Source organism: Nocardia sp. NPDC052566, from assembly GCF_044547285.1.
In the GTDB taxonomy this organism is placed as follows: Bacteria; Actinomycetota; Actinomycetes; order Mycobacteriales; family Mycobacteriaceae; genus Nocardia.
This window is the reverse complement of record NZ_JBIUAF010000008.1, coordinates 143,245-169,518: the sequence shown is the minus strand read 5'-3', so window position 1 is coordinate 169,518 and position 26,274 is coordinate 143,245. Positions and strand designations below refer to the sequence as shown.

General features: G+C 68.0%; 27 protein-coding genes. 11 read left to right on the top strand and 16 right to left on the bottom strand.

Going from position 1 to position 26,274, the window contains the following annotated elements:
- Positions 1-40: 40 nt before the first annotated feature.
- The gene (locus tag ACIG5A_RS39025) at positions 41-1,516 is read left to right on the top strand and encodes a protein kinase (protein ID WP_397249718.1); all 1,476 of its coding nucleotides are present in this window, start codon (positions 41-43) and stop codon (positions 1,514-1,516) included.
- Here ACIG5A_RS39025 and ACIG5A_RS39020 read toward each other — a convergent pair whose 3' ends face one another.
- The gene (locus ACIG5A_RS39020; protein ID WP_397249716.1) at positions 1,517-1,876 is read right to left on the bottom strand and encodes an Rv2640c family ArsR-like transcriptional regulator; all 360 of its coding nucleotides are present in this window, start codon (positions 1,874-1,876) and stop codon (positions 1,517-1,519) included.
- 339 nt (positions 1,877-2,215) lie between these two features.
- On the opposite strand from ACIG5A_RS39020, the gene ACIG5A_RS39015 reads away from it, so the two are divergent.
- Positions 2,216-2,404 (top strand): hypothetical protein, encoded by a 189-nt coding sequence (locus ACIG5A_RS39015; protein WP_397249714.1) that lies wholly within the window; start codon positions 2,216-2,218, stop codon positions 2,402-2,404.
- Between the two features lie 58 nt (positions 2,405-2,462).
- Here ACIG5A_RS39015 and ACIG5A_RS39010 read toward each other — a convergent pair whose 3' ends face one another.
- Genes ACIG5A_RS39010 through ACIG5A_RS38985 form a run of 6 tightly spaced genes read right to left on the bottom strand, consistent with a single transcriptional unit; the run spans position 2,463 to position 10,540 of the window.
- Positions 2,463-4,406 (bottom strand): acetoacetate--CoA ligase, encoded by a 1,944-nt coding sequence (locus ACIG5A_RS39010; RefSeq protein WP_397249712.1) that lies wholly within the window; start codon positions 4,404-4,406, stop codon positions 2,463-2,465.
- A 30-nt stretch (positions 4,407-4,436) separates the two neighbouring features.
- Positions 4,437-5,255 (bottom strand): HpcH/HpaI aldolase/citrate lyase family protein, encoded by an 819-nt coding sequence (locus tag ACIG5A_RS39005; protein WP_397249710.1) that lies wholly within the window; start codon positions 5,253-5,255, stop codon positions 4,437-4,439.
- A complete protein-coding gene (locus ACIG5A_RS39000) occupies positions 5,252-5,701 on the bottom strand; it encodes a MaoC family dehydratase (protein WP_397250313.1) in 450 nt (149 codons plus the stop codon). The genes ACIG5A_RS39005 and ACIG5A_RS39000 overlap by 4 nt, the downstream gene beginning before the upstream one ends.
- A gap of 32 nt (positions 5,702-5,733) precedes the next feature.
- Complete coding sequence (locus tag ACIG5A_RS38995; RefSeq protein ID WP_397249708.1) at positions 5,734-6,894, bottom strand: acyl-CoA dehydrogenase family protein; 1,161 nt, start codon at positions 6,892-6,894, stop codon at positions 5,734-5,736.
- Positions 6,891-8,939: a biotin carboxylase N-terminal domain-containing protein gene (locus ACIG5A_RS38990; protein WP_397249706.1), complete on the bottom strand. Its 2,049-nt coding sequence runs from the start codon at positions 8,937-8,939 to the stop codon at positions 6,891-6,893. The genes ACIG5A_RS38995 and ACIG5A_RS38990 overlap by 4 nt, the downstream gene beginning before the upstream one ends.
- 5 nt (positions 8,940-8,944) lie before the next feature.
- Positions 8,945-10,540: a carboxyl transferase domain-containing protein gene (locus ACIG5A_RS38985; RefSeq protein ID WP_397249704.1), complete on the bottom strand. Its 1,596-nt coding sequence runs from the start codon at positions 10,538-10,540 to the stop codon at positions 8,945-8,947.
- Between the two features lie 92 nt (positions 10,541-10,632).
- Between ACIG5A_RS38985 and ACIG5A_RS38980 the strand changes: the two genes are divergently transcribed.
- On the top strand, positions 10,633-11,232 hold the full coding sequence (locus ACIG5A_RS38980; protein ID WP_397249702.1) for a TetR/AcrR family transcriptional regulator: 600 nt from the start codon (positions 10,633-10,635) through the stop codon (positions 11,230-11,232).
- Positions 11,233-11,234: 2 nt separating this feature from the next.
- Here ACIG5A_RS38980 and ACIG5A_RS38975 read toward each other — a convergent pair whose 3' ends face one another.
- Together ACIG5A_RS38975 and ACIG5A_RS38970 are read right to left on the bottom strand one after the other, a co-directional pair.
- Positions 11,235-12,017, bottom strand: coding sequence for a 3-hydroxybutyrate dehydrogenase (locus ACIG5A_RS38975; protein ID WP_397249700.1), 783 nt, complete (start codon positions 12,015-12,017; stop codon positions 11,235-11,237).
- The gene (locus ACIG5A_RS38970) at positions 12,014-13,369 is read right to left on the bottom strand and encodes an MFS transporter (protein WP_397249698.1); all 1,356 of its coding nucleotides are present in this window, start codon (positions 13,367-13,369) and stop codon (positions 12,014-12,016) included. The genes ACIG5A_RS38975 and ACIG5A_RS38970 overlap by 4 nt, the downstream gene beginning before the upstream one ends.
- A gap of 155 nt (positions 13,370-13,524) precedes the next feature.
- On the opposite strand from ACIG5A_RS38970, the gene ACIG5A_RS38965 reads away from it, so the two are divergent.
- A complete protein-coding gene (locus ACIG5A_RS38965; protein WP_397249696.1) occupies positions 13,525-14,451 on the top strand; it encodes a LysR family transcriptional regulator in 927 nt (308 codons plus the stop codon).
- A gap of 4 nt (positions 14,452-14,455) precedes the next feature.
- Here ACIG5A_RS38965 and ACIG5A_RS38960 read toward each other — a convergent pair whose 3' ends face one another.
- On the bottom strand, positions 14,456-15,034 hold the full coding sequence (locus ACIG5A_RS38960; RefSeq protein ID WP_397249694.1) for a TetR family transcriptional regulator: 579 nt from the start codon (positions 15,032-15,034) through the stop codon (positions 14,456-14,458).
- A gap of 87 nt (positions 15,035-15,121) precedes the next feature.
- On the opposite strand from ACIG5A_RS38960, the gene ACIG5A_RS38955 reads away from it, so the two are divergent.
- Positions 15,122-15,523, top strand: a complete 402-nt coding sequence (locus ACIG5A_RS38955) for a nitroreductase family deazaflavin-dependent oxidoreductase (RefSeq protein ID WP_397249692.1) — start codon at positions 15,122-15,124, stop codon at positions 15,521-15,523.
- A gap of 3 nt (positions 15,524-15,526) precedes the next feature.
- Here ACIG5A_RS38955 and ACIG5A_RS38950 read toward each other — a convergent pair whose 3' ends face one another.
- Complete coding sequence (locus ACIG5A_RS38950; RefSeq protein ID WP_397249690.1) at positions 15,527-16,711, bottom strand: JmjC domain-containing protein; 1,185 nt, start codon at positions 16,709-16,711, stop codon at positions 15,527-15,529.
- Complete coding sequence (locus ACIG5A_RS38945) at positions 16,708-17,628, bottom strand: hypothetical protein (RefSeq protein WP_397249688.1); 921 nt, start codon at positions 17,626-17,628, stop codon at positions 16,708-16,710. Before ACIG5A_RS38945 ends, ACIG5A_RS38950 begins: the two co-directional genes overlap by 4 nt.
- 227 nt (positions 17,629-17,855) lie before the next feature.
- On the opposite strand from ACIG5A_RS38945, the gene ACIG5A_RS38940 reads away from it, so the two are divergent.
- Positions 17,856-18,758, top strand: a complete 903-nt coding sequence (locus ACIG5A_RS38940) for an SDR family NAD(P)-dependent oxidoreductase (RefSeq protein ID WP_397249686.1) — start codon at positions 17,856-17,858, stop codon at positions 18,756-18,758.
- Here ACIG5A_RS38940 and ACIG5A_RS38935 read toward each other — a convergent pair.
- The gene (locus ACIG5A_RS38935) at positions 18,755-19,120 is read right to left on the bottom strand and encodes a DUF4345 family protein (protein WP_397249684.1); all 366 of its coding nucleotides are present in this window, start codon (positions 19,118-19,120) and stop codon (positions 18,755-18,757) included. The two genes, ACIG5A_RS38940 and ACIG5A_RS38935, sit on opposite strands and share 4 nt — an antisense overlap.
- Positions 19,121-19,156: 36 nt before the next feature.
- Here ACIG5A_RS38935 and ACIG5A_RS38930 point away from each other — a divergent pair, with 36 nt between their 5' ends.
- On the top strand, positions 19,157-19,936 hold the full coding sequence (locus tag ACIG5A_RS38930; protein WP_397249682.1) for a helix-turn-helix transcriptional regulator: 780 nt from the start codon (positions 19,157-19,159) through the stop codon (positions 19,934-19,936).
- A 64-nt stretch (positions 19,937-20,000) separates the two neighbouring features.
- On the opposite strand, the gene ACIG5A_RS38925 is transcribed toward ACIG5A_RS38930, so the two are convergent.
- From ACIG5A_RS38925 to ACIG5A_RS38915, 3 genes are all read right to left on the bottom strand, one after another.
- Positions 20,001-20,858, bottom strand: coding sequence for a hypothetical protein (locus tag ACIG5A_RS38925; protein ID WP_397249680.1), 858 nt, complete (start codon positions 20,856-20,858; stop codon positions 20,001-20,003).
- A 74-nt stretch (positions 20,859-20,932) separates the two neighbouring features.
- Positions 20,933-21,676, bottom strand: a complete 744-nt coding sequence (locus ACIG5A_RS38920; protein WP_397249678.1) for an ABC transporter ATP-binding protein — start codon at positions 21,674-21,676, stop codon at positions 20,933-20,935.
- A gap of 68 nt (positions 21,677-21,744) precedes the next feature.
- Positions 21,745-22,812: an ABC transporter permease gene (locus ACIG5A_RS38915; RefSeq protein ID WP_397249676.1), complete on the bottom strand. Its 1,068-nt coding sequence runs from the start codon at positions 22,810-22,812 to the stop codon at positions 21,745-21,747.
- 130 nt (positions 22,813-22,942) lie between these two features.
- On the opposite strand from ACIG5A_RS38915, the gene ACIG5A_RS38910 reads away from it, so the two are divergent.
- The 4 genes from ACIG5A_RS38910 (at position 22,943) to cobM (ending at position 26,137) form a co-directional block, all read left to right on the top strand.
- A complete protein-coding gene (locus ACIG5A_RS38910) occupies positions 22,943-24,208 on the top strand; it encodes a sensor histidine kinase (RefSeq protein WP_397249674.1) in 1,266 nt (421 codons plus the stop codon).
- Positions 24,205-24,822: a LuxR C-terminal-related transcriptional regulator gene (locus ACIG5A_RS38905; RefSeq protein WP_397249672.1), complete on the top strand. Its 618-nt coding sequence runs from the start codon at positions 24,205-24,207 to the stop codon at positions 24,820-24,822. Before ACIG5A_RS38910 ends, ACIG5A_RS38905 begins: the two co-directional genes overlap by 4 nt.
- Before the next feature lie 107 nt (positions 24,823-24,929).
- Complete coding sequence (locus ACIG5A_RS38900; RefSeq protein ID WP_397249670.1) at positions 24,930-25,355, top strand: PPOX class F420-dependent oxidoreductase; 426 nt, start codon at positions 24,930-24,932, stop codon at positions 25,353-25,355.
- Positions 25,356-25,381: 26 nt separating this feature from the next.
- Positions 25,382-26,137, top strand: a complete 756-nt coding sequence (gene cobM, locus ACIG5A_RS38895; protein WP_397249668.1) for a precorrin-4 C(11)-methyltransferase — start codon at positions 25,382-25,384, stop codon at positions 26,135-26,137.
- Positions 26,138-26,274: the final 137 nt, after the last annotated feature.

The following is a 26,274-nucleotide window of genomic DNA, read 5'->3' as shown; positions in this document are numbered from 1 at the left end:
GATATGCTGCCAGGGTCGTCGGTGGGTGCGGGAGGTTCAAGTGGACGCCTTGGTGGGCACGGTGTTCGCCGGGTACTTGATCGAGGGCGTTGCCGGGCACGGCGGGATGGGCACCGTCTACGCCGCGCGGCATCCCCGGCTGCCACGGCTGGTCGCGCTCAAACTGCTCAACCGGGAGGTCTCGGCCGATCCCGAGCTGCGCAGGCGGTTCGAGCAGGAGGCCAACGTGATCGCCCGGCTCGATCATCCCGGAATCGTCGGGATTCATGATCGCGGCTCCGATGCCGGACATCTGTGGATCGCCATGCAGTACATCCAGGGCATCGACGCGTCGCGGATCGATCCGCGCACGCTGACGGTCGAGCGAGCGGTGCGCCTCATCGGCGAGACCGCCGCCGCACTCGATTACGCGCACAGCCGAGGGGTGCTGCACCGAGACATCAAGCCCGCCAATATCCTGCTGTCCGCCTCGGAGGCGGGCCGGGCCGAGCGTGCCGTGCTCACCGATTTCGGCATCGCCAGGCTGGTGGATTCCAACACCCATCTGACCTCCACCGGAACCTTCACCGCCACACTGGCCTACGCCTCACCCGAGCAGCTGTCCGGTGAGCGCGTCGACCATCGCAGCGATCAATACTCGCTCGCCTGCACGCTGTACACCATGCTCGCCGGGCGCTCGCCGTTCGCCGCGACCAATCCCGGTCAGGTGGTGGCCGGTCATCTGAACAAACCTGTTCCGCCACTTGCCCGTCCGGATGTCTCACCACAGCTCAAAGGCGCCATCCAACGGGCGATGGCGAAGCAGCCCGGCGAAAGATTCGGCGACTGCCGGGAATTCGCGCAGGCGCTGACCCTCGGCCATCCCGGCCGCCCGGGGACCGGGCCCGGTCGGCTCGCACCGACCATGATGAATCCCCAGCGCACCGCACCGCGCCAGCAGCGGCCGACCGCGGAACCGAGGCCGGCTACCGCACCGGCTCGCGACAAGGTGCCTACTCGCGAACCGGTCCCGACTCGCGAACTGGGACATGGTCGCGACCAGGCCGCCGATCCCGCTGTCGTGCCACCGGCCGATCGTGGCGAGGGGCGCGTCAGCGCGGCGATCGTCGGCCTGATCGTGGCGACGGTGGCGCTGCTGTCCGGTCTCGTCGCGGTCTGGCGGGCGATCTACTGGGGTGCGGACCTCATGCCTCAGGTGAGCGACCTCCAGGTGAGCTCCTACGAGCGGTTCTACGTCCGCCGCGATATGGAGCAGCTACTCGGCTTCGTGCCGACCGCCGTATTCCTGTGCTTCGGCGCGCTGATGCTGTTCTTCCGCAGGCGCGCCGGACGCACCCTCGTGGTGATCGGATCCGTTGTCGCCGTGCTGTTCTCGGCGTACGACCTGCTGAACGGTCGCTTCCTCGACGAGGGGAAGGCCGCCTACGGCGTCTCTCTGGCGGTTGCCATCGCGCTGCTCATCGGCGCCGTATCCCGCCCGACCGCCCGCTGGGTCAACGGCCGCCGTCGGCGGTAGTCAACGGCAGCAGCCGGGATCGAGGACGACGCACAGCGCGGACAACGCCTCGCGCCGGGCGCGGTGATGCACGCTCATCCCGCGCCGATCCGACTCGATCAGCCCCGCGTTGCGCAGCTGGCCGAGATGGTGGCTCACCGTGGATTCCGCCAGTGCCACCGCCGCCGCGAGATCCTTGGTCGACTGCTCACCGGTCGGTGTGGTCAACAGTAGCGACATCAGCTTCACCCGGGCCGGATCGGCGATCGCCTTCAGCCGCAACGCCACCTCCAGCGCCGCCGCATCATCGACCAGCGCCGCCGCCACCGGCGCACAGCACACCGGCGCGGACAGATCGATGGTCGGCAGAGCTTTCGGCATCTTTTCACCCTACTCAGCGCGACCCGCCGTGGTCCGCGCCGCCGAGCCCGGTTCGGCCGCACGCGGAGCTGTTCCGCGCCGGTGTTCACGTGGCTTGACGGGACCGCGGGGGAGGGCGACCATGGGCGGGGCAGCGAATCGTGACGCGTGGGCGTCCTGGCGGCGAGGAGGTGAGGACGAAATGGAGTTCGGCGATGATCCGTATCCGAGTAGGGGATCGGTAACTATTTCGTTCCCGGCTCGCCGCGGCCGCATATCTGTTTGAATCGGCCCCGCTGATGCGTGGCTGCTCCGTTGCGGAAAACGGCTGTGGCGGCTGGCCTTTTCGAGGAGTTTGTCATGACGTTCGCAGTGCACCCACGTCTGCACACCGTCCCGGTCCTGGCCGCGCTGAGTGGGCCGGTCCGTCGCCTCCGTGCCCGGATGCGCCTCACCCCCGAGGAACGGCGCAACCTGCAACAGGCGCGCGCCGCCCAGTGCGCGATCTTCAGTGCGTCACTGGGCGGGCATTACACCTGGTACCGCTGATCGATTCCGGCTCCGTCATTCCGGTGACCACCGGCCGGAATGACGGAGCGGGATCGGGTTACGCCCGCGCCGCCGGGCGGACGGCCGCGTACCAGTCGAGCAGCGCCGGATCGTCGACGGCGCTGCGTTCCACGACGCGGGCGGGATCCGCGCCCTGGACGAGCTTCTTGATCGGGATCTCGAGTTTCTTGCCGGTGCGGGTGTGCGGAATGCCCGGGGCGACCAGGATTTCGTCGGGCACGTGCCGCGGTGACACCTCGGCACGGATGGTCGCCTTGATCCGATCCTTCAGCTCGTCGGTGAGATCGGCGCCGGGCGCGAGCACGACGAACAGCGGCATCCAATAGCCGCCGTCGGGCTGCTCGGCGCCGATCACCAGCGATTCGGTGATCTCCGGCAGCTGCTCGACCGACTGGTAGATGTCGGCGCTGCCCATCCGGATACCGTGCCGGTTGAGCGTGGAATCCGAGCGGCCGTGCACCAGGGTGCTGCCGTGCTCGGTGATGGTGATCCAGTCGCCGTGCCGCCACACGCCGGGGAAGGTATCGAAATAGGCGTCGTGATAACGCTTTCCGTCCGGATCGTTCCAGAAACGCACCGGCATGGACGGCATCGGCTTGGTGATCACCAGCTCACCGACCTCGCCGCGCACCGGCTTGCCGTTCTCGTCGAACGCGTCGAGCGCGGTGCCGAGGTAGGGCGCCGACAGTTCGCCCGGCCACGCCGGCACCGTGCGCACACCGCCGACGAACGCGGACACCACATCCGTGCCGCCGCTGAGCGAGGAGACCTGCACGTGCTCACCGGCGTTCTCGCCCAACCAGAGCGCCGACGAGGCCGGGAACGCGGAGCCGGAGATGCCGACGGTGCGCAGCGCGGACAGATCGTGCTCGGCGCGCGGCACCTTGCCCGCTTTGATGCAGGCGAGCACATAGCCGGGGCTCGTGCCGAAGACGGTGGCCCCGGTTTGTGCGGCGATGCGCCACAGCGAATCCAGTTCGGGATGGGTCGGGCTGCCGTCATAGCAGACGATGGTCGCGCCGGTCAGCAGGCCGGACACCTGGAAGTTCCACATCATCCAGCTCGGGCTGGTGTACCAGAAGAAGGTGTCGTCCGGTCCGATATCCGATTGCAGGCCAACGGCTTTGAGATGTTCGAGCACGACGCCGCCGTGGCCGTGCATGATCCCCTTCGGCAGCCCGGTGGTGCCGGAGGAGAAGACGATCCAGAGCGGATGATCGAAATCGACCGGCACCGTTTCGATCAGCGCGCCATCGGTATTGGTCGCTGCCTCGTCCCAGCCGAGCGCGTTCGGCACGTCGAGGCCGAGCTGGGAGATGGCGACCGTGGCCTTCAGACTGCCCAGGCCCGCCTGCAATTCGGCGATATCCGCGCGCTTGTCGTGCGCCTTACCGGCGAAGTGGTAGCCGTCGGCGGTGACGAGCACCGTCGGTTCGAGCTGTCCGAGCCGGTCTAGCGCCGCCTTGGGAGAATAGTCCTGACCGCAGGCGCTCCACACCGCGCCGATGCTTGCGGTGGCCAGGAAGGCGATGACCGCCTCCGGAATATTCGGCAGGAATCCGGCGACCCGGTCACCGGCGCGGACGCCGAGCGAGCGCAGCGTTCGCGCGAAAGCCGCCGTGCCGTCGATCAATTCGGCCCAGGACAGCTCACGCAGCGAACCGTCCTCGCGCGCGTGCACGATGGCGGGCCGATCGGTGCGCGCCTGGCGCACCACCTGATCGGCGTAGTTCAGCTTGGTGCCGGGAAACCAACGCGCGCCGGGCATCTCGGCGCTCGCGAGCACCTCACCGGCGATCTCGCCGAGTTCGAAGTAGTCCCAGATCGCATGCCAGAATCCGGCCAGATCGTCCACCGACCACTGCCACAGCGTGCGGTAATCCGGTGCGACAACGCCCGTGCGCGCCTCGACGAACTTCGCGAAGTCGGTGACGCGCGCCTGCGCGATATCTGCTTCGGTGGGCACCCACTGTGGTTGCACCGCAATACCTCCTGGCTGGATTGTGCTCGGTCAGCTGTTGTTGGCGCGGCGCACGATCTGTTCGGCATGCCGCAGGACGGGAGCGTCGACCATCCGCCCCTCGAAGGTGAAGACGCCGCGGTGGCCCGGCACCTCGGCGAGCAGCCTGCGCGCCCAGTCGACCTCCGTGTCGGACGGCGCGTAGGCGGTACGGATGACCGGCACCTGGCTCGGATGGATGGCGACCTTGGCGTCGAAGCCGACCGCCGCCGCGTCGACGGCTTCGGCAAGCAGGCCGTCCAGGTCGCGGATATCGAGATAGACCGAATCGAGCGCGAACTTCCCGTACGCCTTGGCCGCGAGGAGCGCGGTGGACCGGATGTGGCGCGCCACATCGCGGTAGCCGCCGTCGGCGTGCCTACTCGAATTACCGCCGAGCGCGGCGACCAGATCCTCGGCGCCCCACATGACGCCGATGGTATTCGCCGCCTGTGCCGTCTGTCCGACGGTCAGCGCACCGAGCGGTGATTCGATGAGCGCGATCACCTCGTACTCGGCCAGTGCCGTAACCTGCTCCGGCGATTCGCATTTCGGCAGCATGATCCGTCGGTAGCCGGTGCTCGCCAGCATCGCGAGATCGAGCGAATGGTCTTCGGTGCCCACGGCATTGACCCGCACGACGGTGCGCTCCGGAGCCAGCGGCGTCGCGACGAGCGCGGTGCGCGCCGCGGCCTTGTCCGCCGCGGCGACCCCGTCCTCGAGATCGAGGATCACCACATCCGCCGCACCCGCCGCCTTCCCGTAGCGCTCCGGCCGGTCGGCCGGGCAGAACAGCCAGGACGGTCCGGGTAGCTGCCATGCACCACTCATGCGGTCGGCCGCAAACGGATCATCGCGCTGCGCACCGCGACCGCGACGACGGTGCCGTGCTGGTTGCGTGCGGTGTGCCGGAAGGTGACGACGCCCTCGCCGGGACGGCTCTTGGACAGCCGCTTGTCCAGCACCTCGGTTTCGGCGTAGACGGTGTCGCCATGGAACAGCGGGGCCGGGAACTTCACCTCGGCGAAGCCGAGATTGGCGACCGTGGTGCCCTGGGTCAGGTGTGCCACCGCGAGCCCGACCATGGTGCCGAGGGTGAAGAGCGAGTTCACCAGGCGCTGATGGAACGGTTCCTGCGCCTCGCTGTAGGCCGCATCGATGTGCAGCCCTTGCGGATTCATGGTCAGCGTGCTGAACAGCACGTTGTCGGTCTCGGTCATGGTGCGGCCCGGCCGGTGCTCGTACAGCACGCCGGTCTCCAGTTCCTCGAACCACATTCCGGTCTGAACTACCCGGCGCAAGCTCTCTGTCACAGCCCCAGCTCCCGTCCGATCAGCATCAGCTGCACCTCCGTTGTGCCCTCGCCGATTTCGAGGATCTTGCTGTCGCGATAGTGCCTGGCCACAGCGTATTCGTTCATGAACCCGTAGCCGCCGAAGACCTGGGTGGCGTCGCGCGCGTTGTCCATGGCGGCCTCGCTGGCCACCAGCTTGGCGATCGACGCCTGCTTCTTGAACGGTTTGCCCGCGAGCATCAGCGCGGCCGCGTCGTAATAGGCGGTGCGCGCCGCATGCGCGCGCGCCTCCATCCTGGCGATCTTGAACGCGATGGCCTGGTTGCGGCCGATGGCCTGGCCGAACGCCTCGCGCTCCTTGGCGTAGCGGACGCTCTCGTCCACGCAGCCCTGTGCCGCGCCGACCGAGAGCGCGGCGATGGCGATCCGGCCCTCGTCCAGGATGCGCAGGAAGTTCGCGTAGCCGCGCCCGCGCTCGCCGAGCAGATTCTCCTCGGGCACCCGCACGTCGGTGAAGCTCAGCGGATGGGTGTCGGAGGCGTTCCAGCCCACCTTGTTGTAGGCGGGCTCGGCGACGAAACCCGGCGTGTCGGTGGGCACGAGGATGGTGGAGATCTCCTTCTTGCCGCCGCTCTGGCCGGTCACCGCGGTCACCGTCACCAGCGTGGTGATATCGGTGCCGGAGTTGGTGATGAACTGCTTGCTGCCGTTGATGATCCACTCGCCGCTATCGATGACGGCGGTGGTGCGGGTGCCGCCCGCGTCGCTGCCCGCGCCCGGTTCGGTGAGCCCGAACGCGGCGAGCGAGCGGCCGCTGGTCAGCTGCGGCAGCCACTCCTGCTTCTGCTTGTCGTTGCCGAAGCGGTAGAGCGGCATGGCGCCGAGCGAGACACCGGCCTCCAGGGTGATGGCCACGCTCTGGTCGACCTTGCCGAGTTCCTCCAGCGCCAGGCACAGCGCGAAGTAGTCGCCGCCCATGCCGCCGTACTCCTCCGGGAACGGCAGCCCGAACAGGCCCATCTCGGCCATGCCCGCCACCACCTCGTACGGGAAGGTGTGCGCCGCATCGTGTTCGGCGGCGACGGGGGCGACCACCGAACGGGCGAAGTCGCGCACGGTCATGGCGAGGTCGCGATAGTCCTCGGGCAGCGAGCCGGTGGACAGGTAGTCGGTCATGCTTGTGTTCCTTCTCGCTCAGCGGTATCGGAAGCGGGTGCGGTGGATTCGGCGGGTGCGGCGGTGATCCGGGCGAGCACCTGATCCAGGCGGACCTGAGCACCCGGCTCGACGAGCAGTTCGACGGTGCCCGCGACCGGCGCGGTCAGCGAATGCTCCATCTTCATCGCCTCGACGACGACAACGGGCGCGCCGGCCGCCACCTGTGCGCCGGAGGCGATCGGCACCGCGATCACCGAACCCGGCATGGGACTGCGGATCTCGGCGTCGCCGACGTGTTCGGCATCGCCGCGCACGCCGGCCTCGGCCAGCTCACGCAGCACCGCGACACCGGACGGGCCAGCCACCCAGAGCTGCCCGTCGTGTTCGGCCACCCGGTACCGCACGCGGACTCCGTCGAGGGTGAGCGTGAGCCCCTCGGCGGTGGAAGTCACTGTGAGCGTGGTCGATTCGCCATCGCCGACGCGAACCGAGGCCGCGGCGGGCGTGCCGGTCAGGTAGACGTGTTCGACGCGCTCGCCACCGGAGAGCCGGATCGCGGTCGCCGCGGCCGCGCCGACGCGCCAGCCGGACGGCACCGCCCACGGATCGCCCGGTGTGGCAGGCCAGCGCCGCAGCCAGTGATGGGCCGCGGCGGCGATGAATTCGGCGTCGGTGACCGGCACGGGCCGGAAGTCGGCGACCCTGCGGTCGAGCAGTCCGGTATCGAGCCTGCCCGCGGCGACATCGGTGTCGGCGAGCAGGAAGCGCAGGAATTCGATATTGCTCGTCACGCCGAGCAGTACCGTATCGGCAAGCGCCCGATCGAGTTTCGCGAGTGCGGCGGCACGGTCGTTGCCGTGCGCGATGACCTTCGACAGCATCGGGTCGTAGTCACTGCCGACGACGGTGCCCACCGCGAGCCCCGAATCCACCCGCACCCCTGCGCCTTCCGGCTCGACCAGGTCGAGCACCGGCCCGCCGGTCGGCAGGAAGCCGCGGCCGGGATCCTCGGCGTACACCCTGGCCTCGATGGCGTGCCCCACCATCCGGATATCGTCCTGGGCCACCCCGAGCTTCTGCCCGGCCGCGACGCGGATCTGGCATTCCACCAGGTCGACGCCGGTCACCAGCTCGGTCACCGGATGTTCCACCTGCAGACGGGTATTCATCTCCATGAAGAAGAACTCGTCGGGTTTGTCGGCGGAGACGATGAATTCGACCGTGCCCGCGCCGACGTAGTTCACGCTGCGCGCGGTATTGCAGGCCGCGGCGCCGATCCTGGCCCTGGTCTCCGCGTCGAGCAGCGGCGACGGCGCCTCCTCGATCACCTTCTGGTGGCGGCGCTGCAGGCTGCATTCCCGCTCGCCGAGATGCAGCACGTGGCCGAACTGGTCGGCCAGGATCTGCACCTCGATATGGCGCGGGCGGGTGACGAAGCGCTCCAGGAACAGGGTGTCGTCGCCGAAGGCGGCGCCGGCCTCGCGGCGGGCGCTGATCAGCGCGTCGGGCAGCTGCGCGGGTTCGGTCACCAGCCGCATGCCCTTACCGCCGCCACCGGCGGACGGCTTGACCAGCACCGGATAGCCGATATCGGTTGCGGCCCGGATCAATTCGGCATCGGTGAGACCGGGCCGCGCGATACCGGGCACCACCGGGACGTCGAACTCCGACACGGTGTTCTTGGCCGCGATCTTGTCGCCCATGATCTCGATCGCGCGCGCGGGCGGCCCGAGGAAGACGATGCCCGCCTCGGCCAGCGCGGCCGCGAACGCGGCGTTCTCGGAAAGGAATCCGTAGCCGGGGTGCACCGCCTGCGCGCCGGTGCGCACCGCCGCGTCGACCACCTTGTCGATGGCGAGATAGCTCTCGCGGGCGGGGGCAGGCCCGAGCCGGACCGCGGTATCGGCCTCGCGCACATGGCGGGCACCGGCATCGGCGTCGCTGTACACCGCGACCGACCGAATTCCCATGCCGCGCAGCGTGCGGATGACCCGCACCGCGATCTCGCCGCGATTGGCGACGAGTACGGTGTCGAATCCTACGGGGTGATTCTTGTTCAACATTGCGATCACATCCGGAAGACGCCGTAGGAAACGGGTTCGAGCGGCGCCTGCCCGCACACCGAAAGGGCAAGCCCGAGGACGGTTCTGGTGTCGGCCGGGTCGATCACGCCGTCGTCCCACAGCCGGGCCGTCGAGTAGTAGGGATTGCCCTGGCTCTCGTACTGGTCGCGGATCGGCGCCTTGAACGCCTCCTCGTCCGCCGCCGACCATGGCTGACCGTTGCCGTCCAGCTGATCGCCGCGCACCGTGGCGAGCACCGAGGCGGCCTGTTCGCCGCCCATCACCGAGATCCTGGCGTTCGGCCACATCCACAGGAAGCGTGGCGAATACGCGCGCCCGCACATCGAGTAGTTGCCCGCGCCGTAGGAGCCGCCGATCACCACCGTCAGCTTCGGCACCCGCGCGCAGGCCACCGCGGTCACCATCTTGGCGCCGTGCTTGGCGATGCCGCCCGCCTCGTAGTCGCGCCCGACCATGAAGCCGGTGATGTTCTGCAGGAACAGCAGCGGGATCTTGCGCTTGTCGCACAGCTCGATGAAATGCGCGCCCTTCATGGCGGATTCGCTGAACAGCACGCCGTTGTTGGCCACGATGCCGACCGGATGTCCGTGGATGCGGGCGAATCCGGTCACCAGCGTCTTGCCGTATTCGGCCTTGAACTCCTGAAAACCGTCGGCGCCGTGCGGATCACCGTCGACGATCCGGGCGATCACCTCGCGCACGTCGTACGGGGTGCGCAGGTCGGCGGGCACCACGTCGTACAGATCATCCTGCGGCGCGGCCGGTTCGACCGTGGGCAGCACATCCCACGGGCTCGGCTGCTTCGGGCCGAGGGTGGCGACGATGCGGCGCACGATGCGCAGCGCGTCCTGATCGTCCTCGGCCAGGTGATCGGTGACACCCGAAGTGCGCGAATGTAATTCGCCGCCGCCGAGCGCCTCCGCAGTGACCACCTCGCCGGTCGCCGCCTTCACGAGCGGCGGGCCGCCGAGGAAGATGGTGCCCTGGTTGCGCACGATCACCGCCTCGTCGCTCATCGCAGGCACGTAGGCGCCGCCCGCGGTGCACGAGCCGAGTACCGCGGCGATCTGCGCGATGCCCTTGGCGCTCATGGTCGCCTGGTTGTAGAAGATGCGCCCGAAATGCTCCCGGTCCGGGAACACCTCGTCCTGATGCGGCAGGTGCGCACCGCCCGAATCGACGAGATACAGGCAGGGCAGCTGATTCTGCAGCGCGACCTCCTGGGCGCGCAGATGCTTCTTCACCGTCATCGGGTAGTAGGTGCCGCCCTTGACGGTGGCGTCGTTCGCCACGATCACGCATTCGCGCCCGGATACCCGGCCGATGCCGGTGATGATCCCCGCGCCCGGACATTCGTCGCCGTACATCCCGGTGGCGGCAAGCGGCGACAGCTCGAGGAACGGGCTGCCCGGATCGAGCAGCTGGTCCACCCGCTCGCGCGGCAGTAGTTTGCCGCGCGCGACATGGCGCTCCCTGGCCTTGGCCGGCCCGCCGAGTGCGGTGGCGGCGAGTCTGGCGCGCAGGTCGTCCACCAGCGCCACCTGGGCGGCCCGATTGCCGACCTGTTCGGTAACCGTCATCACACCATCCTGCTCTCAGTTAGTGGCCGATAACTGGAATTCAGGTTAATCTTCATTAACTGAGTTGTCCACAGCGGGTGAAGGGAGCGCATGTGACCAGCTACGAACCCGTCGCGCTCACCCGCAGAGAGCAGCTGAAGGCGGAGCGGCGCAAACAACTGCTCAATGCGGGTGCCAGGCTGATTGCCGAGCGCGGCTACCTCGGCGTCCGCCTCGACGACCTCGGCGCGGCCGCCGGTATCAGCGGTCCCGCCGTCTATCGGCACTTCCCGAACAAGGAAGCGCTGCTGGTCGAACTGCTCGCCGGGGTGAGCCGCAGGTTGCTCGACGGCGGCAAGGCGGTGGTCGCCGGGACGGATTCGGCGCGCGACGCGCTGGACGGGCTGGTCGATTTCCACCTGGACTTCGCGTTCGGTGAATCCGAGCTGATCCGCATCCAGGACCGCGACCTCGACAACGTCCCGGCGGCGGCCCGCCGCGAGATCCGGCGCACCCAGCGGCACTACGTCGAGATCTGGGTCGGGGTGCTGCGTGCGCTGCACCCCGGCCTACCGGAGGAGGCCGCGCGCGTGCAGGCGCACGCGGCCTTCGGCCTGATCAACTCGACGCCGCACAGCGCGACGCCCGCCACCGCCGCACGGGCCAGGCCCATACTTCGCCGGATGGCGTTGTCCGCGTTGACGTCGAGCTGAACTCACCGGGCGCTCCAGCCGCCGTCCATGGTGTAGGACGCGCCGGTGACCATGCCCGCGCTCGGCGAGGCGAGCCAACCGACCAGGGAGGCAACCTCTTCCGGCTCGACCAGCCGTTTGATCGCGCTCTCGGTGAGCAGGATCTTGTCGAGTACCTCCTGCTCGGCGATGCCGTGCGCCTTGGCCTGATCGGCGATCTGCTTGTCCACCAAGGGGGTTCGCACATAGCCGGGGTTGACGCAGTTGCTGGTGACGCCATGTGGGCCGCCCTCCAGCGCGGTGACCTTGGACAGGCCCTCCAGCCCGTGCTTGGCGGTCACGTACGCCGACTTGTAGGCCGACGCCCGAATGCCGTGCACCGAGGAGATATTGATGATCCGGCCGAAGTTGTGCCGGTACATGTGCGGCAGCGCGGCACGGATGAGCAGGAACGGCGCCTCGACCATCAGCGTGAGCAGGCGGCGGAACTGCTCCGGCGGAAACTGATCGATGGGGCTGATGCTCTGCACCCCGGCGTTGTTCACCAGGATGTCCACCTCGAGCTCCGCGTGCTCGAGCGACTCGACGTCGAGCAGGTCTACCGCCCACGCCTTTCCGCCGAGGTCGCGGGCCAGCCGCTTCGCGCCGACATCGTCGATATCGGCGATGGTGACCTCGGCGCCGCGTGCGGCGAGTTCCCGCGCGCAGGCCGCGCCGATACCGCTGGCGCCGCCGGTGATCAGGGCGGACCGCCCAGCCAGGTCGTCACCGCCCGGCAGCTCATCGGTGCGTGCTGCCGTATTCATTTGGCGACCACCGCCTGACCGGCCAGGTACTCGGCATCGGCGCGGTCCAGATCTTCGAGGGCGAAACCCTTTGTCTCCCTGGCCACCACGACCGAGATAACCGTGATGAGCGCGGCGCCCGCCAGGTACCAGGCGATCGGCACCGAGGACTTGAAGTCGTTGAGCAGCCGGACCGCGATGATCGGCGCCAGCGAACCCGCCACGATCGAGGTCACCTGATAGCCGAGGGAGACACCGGAATACCGCATCCTGGTCGGGAACATCTCCGCCATGATCGCGGGCTGTCCGGCGTACATGCAGGCGTGGAAGATCAGGCCGATGATGATCGCGCCCATGATCGCGGCGTAGTTGCCGCTGTCCATCATGGGGAAGGCGAAGAAGCCCCATGTCCCCGCGGCGATCGCGCCGACGAGGTAGATCGGGCGCCTGCCGAACCGGTCGCTCAACCGGCCGACCTGCGGGATCACCGCGAAATGCACGGCGTGCGCGATGAGCAGCCACCAGAGGATGTGCTTGGTGTCGGCGTGCACGTGCACCTTGAGGTAGGTGATCGAGAAGGTGACCACCAGGTAATACATCACGTTCTCGCCGAAGCGCAGGCCCATCGCGGTGAAAACGCCACGGGGATAACGCTTCAGCACCTCGACGACGCTGAGCGAGGTCTTCTTCAGCTGCTCGGCCTCCTGCTGGGCCTGCACGAAGATGGGCGCGTCGGTGATCTTGGTGCGGATGTAGTAGCCGACAAGCACCACCACCGCGGACAGCCAGAACGCCACACGCCAACCCCAGGACAGGAATGCCGCGTCGGACTGGGTCGAGGTCAGCACGAGCAGCACCGTGGTGGCGAGCAGGTTGCCCATCGGCACGCCCGCCTGCGGCCAGCTGGCCCAGAATCCGCGGCTCTGTTTCGGGCTGTGCTCGGCGACGAGCAGGACGGCGCCGCCCCATTCACCGCCCACCGCGAAGCCCTGGATGAAACGCAGGATCACCAGCAAAGTCGGTGCGAGATAACCGACCTGTCCGTAGGTCGGCAGACAGCCCATCAGGAAGGTGGCCGCGCCGACCAGCACCAGGCTGAGCTGCAGCAGCGTCTTGCGGCCGTACTTGTCACCGAAATGCCCGAACACCACGCCGCCCAGCGGGCGCGCGGCGAAGCCGACGGCGTAGGTGATGAAGGCGGCGAGGATGGCGTCCAGATCGCTGGTGCCCTTGGCGAAGAACACCTTGTTGAAGACCAGCGTCGCCGCGGTGCCGTAGAGGAAGAACTCGTACCACTCCACGACGGTGCCCGCCATCGATGCGGCGACGACTCTTCGTAAACCGCTGGCCGCGTAGGCATCTCGTACACTCATCGAACATCTCTTTCATGACCGGGAGCACAATCACCTAGAAGATGTGATGGCTCCCACAAAATAGTGCTTGCACAGAGTATTAGTGCAGATATCTGCGCCTGCAATGGCCAGATTCGCACTCGGCATCTGCGATTGTGCAGATAGATTAGGCAGATATGAGCTCGGTGTCTTCCGGACCTCCCCGCCGGCCGAGTGCGGATGATCTCCTTGTCCTGCTCGCCGTGGGCCGGACCGGCCGATTCGTGTCCGCGGCCGAGGAGCTCGGCATCAACCACACCACCATCTCGCGGCGCATCGCCGCACTGGAGGAATCGCTCGGCGGCCGCGTCCTGGCCCGCGTCGGCGGCGGCTGGGAGCTCACCGATCTGGGGCGCGAGGCGCTGGCCGCCGCCGAGGCCGTCGAATCCGCCGTGCAGTCACTCGCCACCGACGCGGGGGGCAACAGGGTGCTCGAGGGTGTCGTGCGGCTCTCGGCCACCGATGGGTTCAGCGCCTACATCGCCGCACCGGCCGCCGCCGAGGTGCAGCGCCACCATCCGAAGGTCGGCGTCGAGATCGTGGCCATCACCCGCCGCGTCTCGCAGCAGCGCAGCGGGCTGGATCTCGAGGTGATGGTCGGTGAACCGCAGGTGCACCGCGCCAAGGCGATTCGGCTCGCCGACTATTGCCTCGGCCTCTACGGCTCGGCCGACTACCTGAGCGAGCACGGCACGCCGAGCTCGCTCGACGATCTGATCGGCCAGCCGCTGGTCTACTTCATCGACTCCATGCTCCAAGTCGACGACCTCGATCTGGCCCGCAGCTTCGCGCCGGGTATGCGGGAATCCATCACGTCCACCAATGTTTTCGTCCACGTCGAGGCGACCCGCGCGTCGGCGGGCCTCGGTCTGCTGCCGTGTTTCATGGCCGACCGGCACACCGACCTGGTGCGGGTGCTGCCGGACGAGGTCTCGATTCGGCTCGCCTACTGGATGGTCGCCAGGGCCGAAACCTTGCGCCGCCCTGAGGTTTCCGCCGTCGTCGAGGCGATCCGCGCGCGCGTGCAGAGCCAGCGCAAAGCGCTGCTCGGGTTGCGGTCGTGACGGTTCACGGGGTCAGGTGAGTGCGAATGACGGGGGCGATCCGGGTGGTCAGTTCGTCGAGTGATGCCGAGGCGATCGGTTCGACCTCGAGTATGTAGCGCAGGTAGGCGATGCCGAGCAGCTGGGCCATGGCGAGATCGATGCGCAGGGCGCTGTCCGGGCCCGGAAGTGCTTGCGCCAGTTGGTCGTAGACGCGGCCCTGGATGAATTCGCGGACCAGGGTGGCCGATTCGGCATGGGTCGCGGCGCCGCGCAGGATGGCCAGCAGGGGCGCGCGGGATTCGGGGTGAGCCCACGCCTCGAAGAAGACTCGGGTCAGCCGGTCACCGATCGCGGCGGGGTCGCCGTCGATGATGCGCGCCGCGATCTGCGCGGGCTCGAAGGGCCAGCCCATGGTCGCGCGGAACAGCTCCGCCTTGTTGCCGAAATAGTGCCTGATCAGCGCGGGGTCCACGCCTGCCTCGGCGGCGATATCGCGCACCGAGGTCTTGTCGTAGCCCGTCGCCGCGAACATCCGGCGCGCGGTCTCGATCAGTACATTCCGGGTTTCGGTCTTGCCTGGCCGTCGTCCTATCGGGGGCATAGTGCCAGAAATTCTACAGTCGTTGACTTTCCGGTTCGTCCGGGGCTAGCCTCGAATCAAGAAATTCCACAGGTGAGGAGTTATCCGATGCCGACGCCACGCTGGGTCGCCAAGGCCAACAAGTTCGGCCTCAACCGGGTCACCGGATTCATCGCCCCCTGGGCGCCCGGCTGGGCGGTGGTCGTCCACCGCGGCCGAAAGTCGGGGCGCACCTTCCGCACCCCGCTCTGGGCGTTTCGTCGCGACGGCGGCTACGTGATCGCGCTGACCTACGGCCGCGATTCGGATTGGGTGCGCAATGTCGTGGCCGCGGGCGCTTTCGAACTCGAAACCCGCGGCCACCACTACGAAGTGGGCTCGCCGCGCGTCTATCACGACAAGACGGCGAGCGACATGCCGCTGCCCATCCGCGTCATGCTCCGCTACGTCCTCAACGCGCCGGATTTCCTGAGCGCCGAGGTGGTGCGCGAAGTGACGCCGTCCCGCTGAACCTCACGCGGTGCGGCGCAGTAACCTCGCCTGCTCCAGCATGGCCAGGAGTTGTTGCGCGGCAGCCTTGGTGATCGTGGGTGATTCGCGCAGGACGTCGGTGAGGTCGACGGGTGCTCCGGTGGGCAGGGTGGCGATCCAGCCCAGTGCCGGAAGCAGGTCGCGTCCGACTTCCGTTCTGCTGGTGCGTGTGTCGCGAAACCCATAGGACGTCAACGAGATTCGTGCGGTGGTCCCGTCGATCGCGTCGACGCCGAAACCGGACTGGCCCGCTCGGACGAATGCCGTATCCGGTTCCACGGCAGCGTTTGTCGGCGCGATGCGGAGCAGATCGTGCGGATCGAGGCGGCGAACGGCCTCGGCGAGGGCGTGCCGGTCGCTCAGTAATTGCGTGGAGGCCTCGGCGGGCTCGGCGAAGTCGTACATCGCGGTGCGCCAGTGTTCGTCGCGCAGCAGCTCACTTTTCAAGGCCGCCAACAGGAATTCCACCCGCAGCGGGGTGAGCAGCGACAGGTGCAGCGAGATCGAATCCTCGGTGGAGCTGGTCTGATGCCAGTAGCCGCGTGGAATGTGCAGTACCGAACCGGGTTCGAGCACGTGCTCGGTGGCGCCGTCCGGAATTTCGGTGGGTGCCACCGCCTGTGTGTAGTTGCGCATCGGCGCGGACACCGGATCGAGCGTCGTCCAGCCGTTGGTCGGCGCGGGCGCGAACGTGTTGGGGGCGAGCCACCAGGTCTTGTTGCCAGTGAGCTGAATCGTGATGACATCGATCGAGTCGAAATGCGCCCTCGTTCTTCCACCGGCGCGGCTGCAGAACAACTGACATTTCACCGCACCGGGAGCTAGCCGGAACGCGTCGATCGCCTCGCGGACGAAGGGCGCGAACTCGGGGATGTGCCGGAAGAACAGCGTCGTCCCCGCGCCGTAGACGCGGTCCGCGTAGGCGGCATCGACCGGCACCGAATTGAGCCTGCCCGCGAGATCGTGAAACCAGGCATCCACCGCGACACCGGGTTTGGCGAAGATATCCTCGATCGACCGCACTCCCAGCGCCTGCTTGGCCCGCTCGGCCAAATCGGCCCGCGGCGGCCCCGCGAACGGTTCCTTACCGAGCACGGACCGCCCGAACTCGGCCAGGTCGTACGGCTCGAACCATTCAGCGATCCCTAGCCGCCGCCCGCCGCTCACCGCTCCTCCTCCTGCTGCTCAGTGGGCTCTGTGGGAGTCGAATCCTGCAGCGTGTCGGCCCAGCGATCAATACCGATACTGGTCCAATCCTCGAGCGGATTGCGCTTTTCGGTGAAGTTGAACAGGCCTTCGTCGGTGGTGGCAGTCAGTGGCTTGATGGCGGTCGTCTCGGTCGCGGGTTCCGGCGGATCGGTGGGGGCCGGGGGAGTCGAGTCCTGCCGGGCGTCGGCCCAGCGATCGATGCCGATGTTGGTCCAGCGGTCGAGCGGGATTTGGTTCACGTTGAAGGCGAACAGGCCCGCGTCGGTGGTGGCAGTCAGTGGCTTGATGGCGGTCGTCTCGGTCGCGGGTTCCGGCGGATCGGTGGGGGCTGGGGGAGTCGAGTCCTGCCCGGCGTCGGCCCAGCGGTCGACACCGGCATTGGTCCAGTCGTTGAGCGGGTTGCGCTTCGCGGTGAAGGTGAACAGGCCTTCGTCGGTGGTGGCAGCCAGTGGCTTGATGGCGGTCGTCTCAGTCGCGGCCTCCGGCGGTTCGGTCGGCGCTGGGGGAGTCGAGTCCTGCCCGGCGTCGGCCCAGCGGTCGGCGCCGACATTGGTCCAGTCGTTGACTGGGTCGCGCTTCACGGTGAAGGTGAACAGGCCCTCGTCGGAGGTGACTGTCAGCGGTTTGACGGCGGTCGTCTCGGTCGCGGGTTCCGGCGGATCGGTGGGGGCCGGGGGAGTCGAGTCCTGGAGGGCTTCGGCCCAGTGGTCGATGCCGATGTTGGCCCATCCGTCGAGCGGTTCGCGCTTGACGGTGAAATGGAACAAGCCTTCGTCGGAGGAGATGGTCAGCGGTGCGAAGGTGGTTTCGCCCGCTTTCGGGCGTCCCTCTTCTTGCTGATGCACGGCGGGTGGTGGATCTGGGTTGTCGATCACGTGTAACTCCTTGTGCCCGTGGAGGATTCCGATGCTCCATGCCCAGAGGGGCATTTGTATACCGTCTGGTCCGTCCAATGGACCCGGGGTGAACCTTGTGCCGCGGGGATGCCGGATGTCGGCCGCCGCCGAACGCCCTTCGGGTTATAGCGAATTCGGGACGTTGGGACTCGCGGCGGCTCGTATTCTGAGTCTCATTCGAGTGGGCCCGATCGAAGGGGGCCATTGTGGCGACGATCGTGATGACCGGCGGCAGTTCAGGATTCGGAGCGCTTGCCGCTCAGTTGCTCGTGCGGTCGCCGGATATCCGGCTGCTCAAGGGGGCGCGCTCACCATCGGCCGACTCGATTTTGCTCGATCTGACCGTCCTCGACTCCGTGCGCACCTTCGCCGCCACCGTGCTCGAGCGGGTGGGCGACACTCGAATCGACGCATTGCTGCTGAACGCAGGGACAATTCGGCCCGACGACACCGGGCGTACCGCCGACGGCTACGAGACGACCTTCGCCGTCAACCATCTCGCGCACTACCTCCTGCTGCGACTGCTGATGCCGTCGCTCGCCGATGGGGCACGAGTCGTGTTGACCACCAGCGGAACCCACGACCCGGCCACGGGCGCCGGTCTGGCTACCCCGCGGCACGCGAACGCCGAACTCCTCGCACATCCCGACCGCGACCCGGACCGCCACACCACTCCGCGAAAAGCGGGCCAGCACGCCTATACCGCGGCCAAGCTCTGCGCCGTTCTCACCGTCCGCGCACTGCACGCCGACCCCGAAATCCGGTCGCGGCGCATCGCCCCGATCGCCTACGACCCAGGCCAGGTATTCGGCACCGGTCTGGCCCGCGACCTTGCCACTCCACTGCGTATCGCGTGGACCGTCCTCGGCACCCCGATCGGTGCCCCGCTACGCCGCCTGAACCCCACCATGAACACCCGCCCAGCAGCCGCCCGAACCCTGGCCGACCTGGCGCTCGGCACCGTCACGCCACCGGAAGGCCGAACCTACGCCGCCCTGCGCCGGGGAAAACTCACCTGGCCCGATCCGTCGGACCTGGCGCGCAGCGACGACTCCGCGCGGGCGTTGTGGACCGACTCCGCCGTACTCCTTCAGCTCGCGACGACCTAGGCCGCGATCAGTAGCGCGGTGGCGGCCACGGCTTCGACGAGGCAGTAGAACCAGTTGGGGTAGAACGACGTTCGGTCGTCGAGGAGGACAGAGATGAGGCGCCCGGCCGCCATGCCCGCGAGTGCCGCGCCCACCGCGATCATGATGCCGGTGCGGGTGGAACCTGGGTCGAGCGCGGCGATGGCGAGCACCACGGCCATCGCGATGCCGAATCCGCCGTAGACGGCGCGCACCTCGTAGCGTGAGCGTGGTTCGGTGAGGTGAATTGCGAACGAGCGCATCGTTGCTCCCGGTGCTGCGAGGGCGTAGCCGCCCATGGCGAGGAAGAACGCGCCGACGACGGCCGTGACGACGATGACCAAGGTAGCCTCCAGTTTCGGTATGCAGAGGAGGCCAGCATGGGCGACGAACCTGTCGCGGCGCTTCCGCGAATCTGCTACCCGTCGGTGTGGATGTGGGCGGGGCACGCGCTGTATGCCGGGCCTTCGCTCGAGCTCGCACCGCATTCCGGGTCGGTGTGGTGCCTCGCGGTCGGCGTCGACCGGCCGATCACCGTGCGCGTCGAAGACCGTACGCTGATGGCGCGGAGTGCGCTGATTCCGCCGCGACTGACACATCAGTTGCGCTGCCACGGAAGTCGAATGATCTTCGGCTACTTCGATCCCGCCTCCGATCGCGCCGAATCCTGTCGCGCGAACATGACACAGTGGCGCGGCGAGATCGGCTCCGGCCACACCGGTGAGGATCAGTTGATTGCCCGGGGCGCTTCGCTTTTCGCCGACGACACCGACGCCGCCGCGCAGTGCTGGCTCGATCTCGCCGCGCCGACGACCGCCCGAATACTCGACGCACGCATCGCCGACGCGATCCGCCGCATCCGCGAACACCCCGCCGACGCGATATCCGCCCGTGCGCTCGCCACCGCGACCGACCTCTCCGAATCCCGCTTCCTGCACCTGTTCCGCCAGGAAGCGGGCACCAGCCTGCGCCGCTACCGCACGTGGGCCAGACTCCAGCACGCCGCGGCCCTGGTCGCCGCCGGAAACAACCTCACCACGGCCGCGGCCGAATCCGGCTTCGCCAGCCCCTCCCACCTATCCGACCGCTTCCGCACCACCTTCGGCCTCTCCGCCACCCAACTCCTCACCACCGGCCCCCGCCTCCACCTACTCCCCTGACGCAGCAACCGCGCCGCTACGTCTCGCAGTCGATATCGGGTGCTCGGTGATCGACTTCGGGACGTCAGGGCTGTTCGATGCCTAAATCGTCGAGGGTGCTGGCCACGAGTGCGCGGTCGAACCACGTGTCGAGCTGGTCGAGGTCGGTGCATTCGAGGATGCGCGTTTCGGTCGTGTCCGCGACGTCAATGCCACGTGCTCGAAGGAGTTTGAGCAAGGATTTGGCCTCGCCCCTGGCCTCGCCTTGTCTGAAATAGCCCTTGGCGAAGTCGCTCTTGTACTCATACTTTGCGGTCGTCATCAGGCCCTCCAAGTAGTGCCGGGCGGTTTCGGGCAGGGCTGCCAATACCAGGTCAATGTACATTTTTCCGTTCTGGACGTCGACCATGGATTCGACGAGGTTCGCCAGGATCGCCTCACGGTCGGGGTGCCTGCGGTGGGCAATCGCGGACAGGGTCGCCATTTCCGGGTTGGTGGACGCGGTGTGCTGATCGGTGACTATCGGGACTTCGTCGGGGCCGAGGACCATCGGGACCAGGACGAACCCGGGTGCGACTTCGATAGGTTCGCGGCACCAGGCTGCGGTGCTCTTGTTCAAACACAGCACCAGCAGCGCGGTTGGACACCGCAGGCGCGAGCGCAGGGTGGTCAGGTAGACCGGCCAGCTCCAACTCTTGTCCTTGTCCGGACGGAGCTGGGCTTCGATGACCACGCCGAGGACCGGTGTGGTGCCGGTTGCGAGCACCACGACTCCGTCGGCCCGGTATTCGGTGGGATTTATGTCGGGGAAGTCTCCACATTCGGTGCGTGCGTGATCGAATTCAGGTAGTTCGACATCCGACACGAGGGTGAGTAGCTCGGCGGCGAATTCTGGGCGTCGCCGGATCAGATCCACCAACGCTTCGTGCAGGGCGGAAGGCATGTGGGGACGCTATCGCCAGCCACCGACAGGGTATTTGATCTTGTTGGTGCGCTTGGTCGCTAATGGTGGTGACGTCAGGCAGTGCGGGCGATGAGCCGTTCGGGGGTGAGGTGTCCGTCGAGCATGCGGTGGACGGTGGTCATGCGGTGGAGGTGGGTGCGGTCGTGGGTTACCAGGAGGGTGGCGGCGTTGTGGGTGCGGACTATGTCGAGGATGAGGTCGATGATGGCCGCGCCGCGTTCGGAGTCGAGGGCGCTGGTTGGTTCGTCGATGACGAGGAGGGCGGGGGTGTTCATGAGGGCTCGGGCGATGTTGACGCGCTGGCGTTGACCGCCGGAGAGTTGGGCGGGGCGTTTGGCGTGGTGGTCGGCGAGGCCGACGGCGTCGAGGAGTTCCATTGCCCTGGTGTGGGTTTCGCGGCGGGCGGCGCGCGAGGTGAGTAGGGACTGACCCAGGTGGCTCATCACTTCGAGTTGTTCGACGGCGGTGAGTGCGGGGATCAGATTGGGCTGCTGGAAGACGATGCCGATGGATTCGCGGCGGAGGGCAGCGCCCTCGGCGCGGCTCAGTGACGCGAGATCGACGGTGCCGGTGTCGGTTTCGAGAAGGATCCGGCCGGAGTCGGGGCGGATGAGGGTGGAGATCACGGCGAGCAGGCTGGATTTGCCGGAGCCGGAGGGGCCGGTGATGGCGGCGACGGTGCCGCCGGAGACCTGAAGGTTGACGTGGTCGACGGCAGTGAGGCGGCTCGCGCCGTCGGGGTAGGTGAGGGTGACGTCCTCGACGGTGAGTGCGGTGCGAATCGCGGTGGGGGTCATGGTGTTCGGTCTCCGTGAGTTGGCTACGGTCGAATCTGTCAGCGGCCGTGGATATTCGGCGAGCGCGCTCATCGAGCCGCCCCCAGCGCCGTGAGCGGGTCGGTGGTGAACAGGAACCGCAGGGCGAACGCGGCGCCGAGCAGGCCGAGCACGATCAGCGCCGCGGCGGGCAGCAGGGTGGTGGCCGGGCTGAGTACGAACGGCAGCGCGTCACCGAGGAAAGAGGCTGCGGCCACGGTGATTCCGAGGCCGGCCGACACACCGGCGGCCAGCACGATCGCCGCCTGCGACAGCGCATCGCGGACCAGCGATCCGGAGGTCGCGCCGAGCGCCTTCAGCGTGGCGATATCGGGCATCCGCTGCACCGTCCACACGGTGAAGAACGCGCCGATCACCAAGGCCGAGATGGCGAACAGCAGTACGGTCATCAAGGTGAGCGAACCGTTTTCGGCCTGGTAGGAGCTCAGCGCCGACAGCGAGCCGGACACCGTGGTCGTCGTGGTGTGCGCGGAAGCGTTGACAGCGGCCATATTCGGCACGCCCGAGACGGCGAGCACGGTGGCGGCACCGCCGCGCGGGCTCACCGACTGCCAGTCGGCGGAGGTCATCCAGACCACGGGTGTGTGGCTGTACCAGTCGTCGCCGCGCACCGCGGCCACGGTGAAGGTTTTCGCGCCGATGGTGACGGTATCGCCCGCCGCGGCCCGCATCGCCTTGGCCGCGCCGGTGCTCAGCACGACCGAACCGGAATCGGTTGCGGCCTGGTTGCCGAATGCCGTTCCAGTAGTGCCGAACAGCGCGACCTGACTGGGTGCGCCCACATGGTCACCGGCGAGCGCGGCCTGCCCGTGGCTGATGCCGATCGGGTCGACGGTCCCGTTCGCGCCCGCCGCGGCCCGCCACGCGTCGACCTGTTCCACGCTCAGCGCGGATGCGTCGAACGACGGCTTCGCCCCGCTGTCGGCGAAGACGATCGCGTCGGCCCTGATCGCTTCGATGCCCGAGATGTTCTGGTGCGCGAGGCCCGCGGTGAGCCCGCTGAGGAAGCTCACCAGTAGCGCCACCAGCGTGACGACCATCCCGATGAGCAGGAAGCGGCCGCGGGCGGCCCGCAGATCTCTGAGTGCGACGAACATGCCTTCACTGTTCCGCGCGCACGCCCCGCCGCCATCGCGCGCGGGAAGGAAAGGGGGCCGATCGAAGGTTGGCGGGCGTTTTACACCTTTCGATGGATGCCCGCCCGGTAGCCGCACATAAGCTGACAAGGTGCACTCGTCACCACTCACCCCTGTCTTCACCGCGCTGCGGTTGGGGCTGCATGTGCTGATGACGGCGCTCGCGGTGGTGACGGCGGTGCGCGCGCTGCTGCCGGGCGCGCCGCATCCGGTCGCGGTGGTCACGCTGACGGTGGCGTTCCTGGTGGTCTACTTCGCGGGCGGCCTGCTCGGCAGTCGTCAAGGGGTGCTGATCCCCGCGTGGCTGCTGGCGCTGACCGCGCTGTGGCTCGGGCTCGTCGTGCTCGCCCCCGATGCCGGATACCTCGTCTTCGGCATGTTCTTCCTCTATCTGCATCTGCTGCCGCGCCCGTGGAGCCTGCTCGCGGTGGGTGCCGCGACCGTCGTCGCGGTGATCGGCTTCGGGTTGCACCGCGGCTGGTCGGTGGCCGGTGCGGTGGGACCGGTGTTCGGCGCCGCCGTCGCGATCGGTATCGGGCTCGGTTATCAAGCGCTGTTCCGCGAGTCCGCCGAGCGCCAGCGCCTCATCGACGAATTGCTCAGCACCAGAGCCACGCTCGCGGAGCAGGAGCGCACGGCGGGCAAGCTCGCGGAACGGGAACGGCTGGCACAGGAGATCCACGACACCGTCGCGCAGGGGTTGAGCAGTATCCAGCTGCTGCTGCACGCCACGGAGCAGTCCGCGCCGGATCATCCCGCCCTGCAACAGATTCGGCTGGCCAGGGAGACCGCCGCGGAGAACCTCGCCGAAACCCGAAGACTGATCGCCGAATTGGCGCCCGCCGCACTGGAGGGGCAGTCGCTCGCACAGGCGCTGGAACGCATCGCCCATCGCGCCGAAGCGCCGGGACTCAGCGCCATGACCGTCATCGAGGGCACCCCGGAGCGCCTGCCGATGACGATCGAGGCGGCACTGGTCCGCATCGCCCAGGGCGCGGTCGCCAATGTGGTGCAGCACGCCAAGGCCGAGCGCATGCGGCTGACGCTGACCTATGGCGACGACGAGGTGTATCTCGACGTGGTCGACGACGGCATCGGCATCGACCCCGCCGTGCTCGACCGCGCCCCCTCCGGCTCGTTCGGCCTCGCCGCCATGCGCGGCCGCGTCGAACAGCAGGGCGGCACCATGGCCGTGGAGTCCGAGCCGGGCCACACCGCGGTCACCGTTTCGTTCCCGCTGGAACCCGGTATGCAGTCGAGTTCCGCTGCGTTGGAGTCCGAACCAGGCTCCCCGGCAATAGAACTCGGCCCTCTGGGCATCGAGTACGGCGGATCGCATTCGGCGGACCGCGGATGATCCGCTTGCTGCTGGCCGATGATCACGCGATCGTGCGTGCGGGCCTGCGCGCCCTGCTCGACGGCGCCGATGACATCACCGTGGTCGGTGATGTGCCCACCTCCGAAGCGGCCGTTGCCTTCTGCGCCACCACGCCGGTGGATCTGGTGCTGATGGATCTGAGCTTCGGCCCCGGACGTTCCGGCGCGGAGGCGACCACGGATCTGCGCGCGCTGCCGCAGCCGCCGAATGTCTTGGTGGTCACCAACTATGACACCGATGCCGACATTCTCGGCGCCATCGAGGCGGGCGCGGTCGGCTACATCCTGAAGGACACGCCGCCCTCGGAACTGCTGGCCGCGGTCCGTTCCGCGGCGGCGGGGGAGAGTGTGCTGTCCCCGACGGTGGCGTCCAAGCTGATGACCAGGGTGCGCCGCGCCGACACCACGCTGAGCCCGCGCGAGATCGAGGTGCTCCGCCTCGTCGCCGACGGCAGGGCCAATCGCGAGATCGCCAAGGAGCTGTTCCTCAGCGAGACCACCGTGAAGTCCCACCTCGTGCACATCTACGCCAAACTCGGTGTGAAGTCGCGCACGTCGGCCGTCGCCCGCGCCCGCGAACAGGGCGCCATCTAGGCCGAGTCGGAGGCACCGACTCGCCGCGCCGGCACGGGTGCGCTTGTCCAAGGCGTGCGTCTGCGCGCCGAGGGGCCGCGCGCCGGGGGAGCACTTAGGGTGAGCGAATGGCCTCACTGTCGGATCCGAAGGTGCGCAAGTTCTTGTCCTATGGCACGCGTACCGGCAAGGTCGCGTTCATCGCGAGCGACGGCCGCCCGCTGGTGACACCGGTCTGGTTCGTGCTCGAGGGCGACGACGTGGTCTTCAATACCGGCAAGGACACCGCGAAGGGTAAGGCGTTCGCGCGCGACGGCCGCGTCGCGTTCGTCGTCGATGTCGAGGGTGAGCCGTATCCGTCGGTGCAGATCCAGGGCACCGTCACGCTGTCGGAGGATCCGGACGAGCTGGTGCGCACCGCCACCGAGATCGGCGGCCGTTATATGGGCGCCGATCGCGCCGAGGAGTTCGGCAAGCGCAACGGCGTGCCAGGCGAACTGGTGGTCCGCCTGCGCCCGGCCAAGGTCATCGCCAACTTCGATACGACCGGCTGAGCGAACTCGGGCATACACTCGCCCGCATGACAGTGCACTTCATCGGCGCAGGCCCCGGCGCCGCGGACCTGCTGACCGTGCGCGCGGTCGAGCTGCTGCGCCGTTCGCCTGTCTGTTTATATGCGGGCACCTACCTGGACGCGGAGGTGCTCGCGCACTGTGCGCCGGGCACCGAGCTGATCGACACCCAGCACCTCGACATCGAGCAGATCACCGAGCACCTGGTGCGCGCCGACGCGGCGGGCCGGGACGTGGCCAGGCTGTGTTCCGGTGATCCGTCGATCTATTCGGCGCTCACCGAGCAGACTCGTCGCCTCGACGCGCACGGCATCGCCTGGGATGTCACTCCCGGCGTCCCCGCCTACGCCGCGGCGGCGGCCCTGCTCGGTACCGAACTGACCGTCCCCGAGCTGGTGCAGTCCGTGGTGCTCACCCGCACCCAGGCCCGCTCGACCGCCATGCCCGCCGAGGAGGCGCTGGCGAATTTCGCGGCCACCAAGGCGACGCTCGTGCTGCACCTGGCTATCACCCGGATCGCGACGCTGGCAGGGGAACTGGCCGCCGACTACGGCGTGGACTGTCCGGTCGCGGTGGTCTATCGCGCGAGCCAGCCCGAGCAGCTGATCCTGCGCGGCACCCTCGCCGACATCGCCGAGCGGGTCGCGGCGGCCGGCTTGCGCCAGGCCGCGATCATCCTGGTCGGCCGCGCGCTCTCGGACCCGGTGTCCTGCACCCAATCCCATCTCTACGACCCGCGACGGACCCGCTCGCCGCGAATGTGACCTCGGTTACAGAGTGTTTGAAATCAAGCGATCGCCGCAGGTACTGCTGTGATGTCGATCGGCTATCGAGGCCGGTTGGCCCGCCGCCGGGGGCAACGGTAGATTAGGCCGGTGATCAGCAGCGAAGTTCCCGGCGA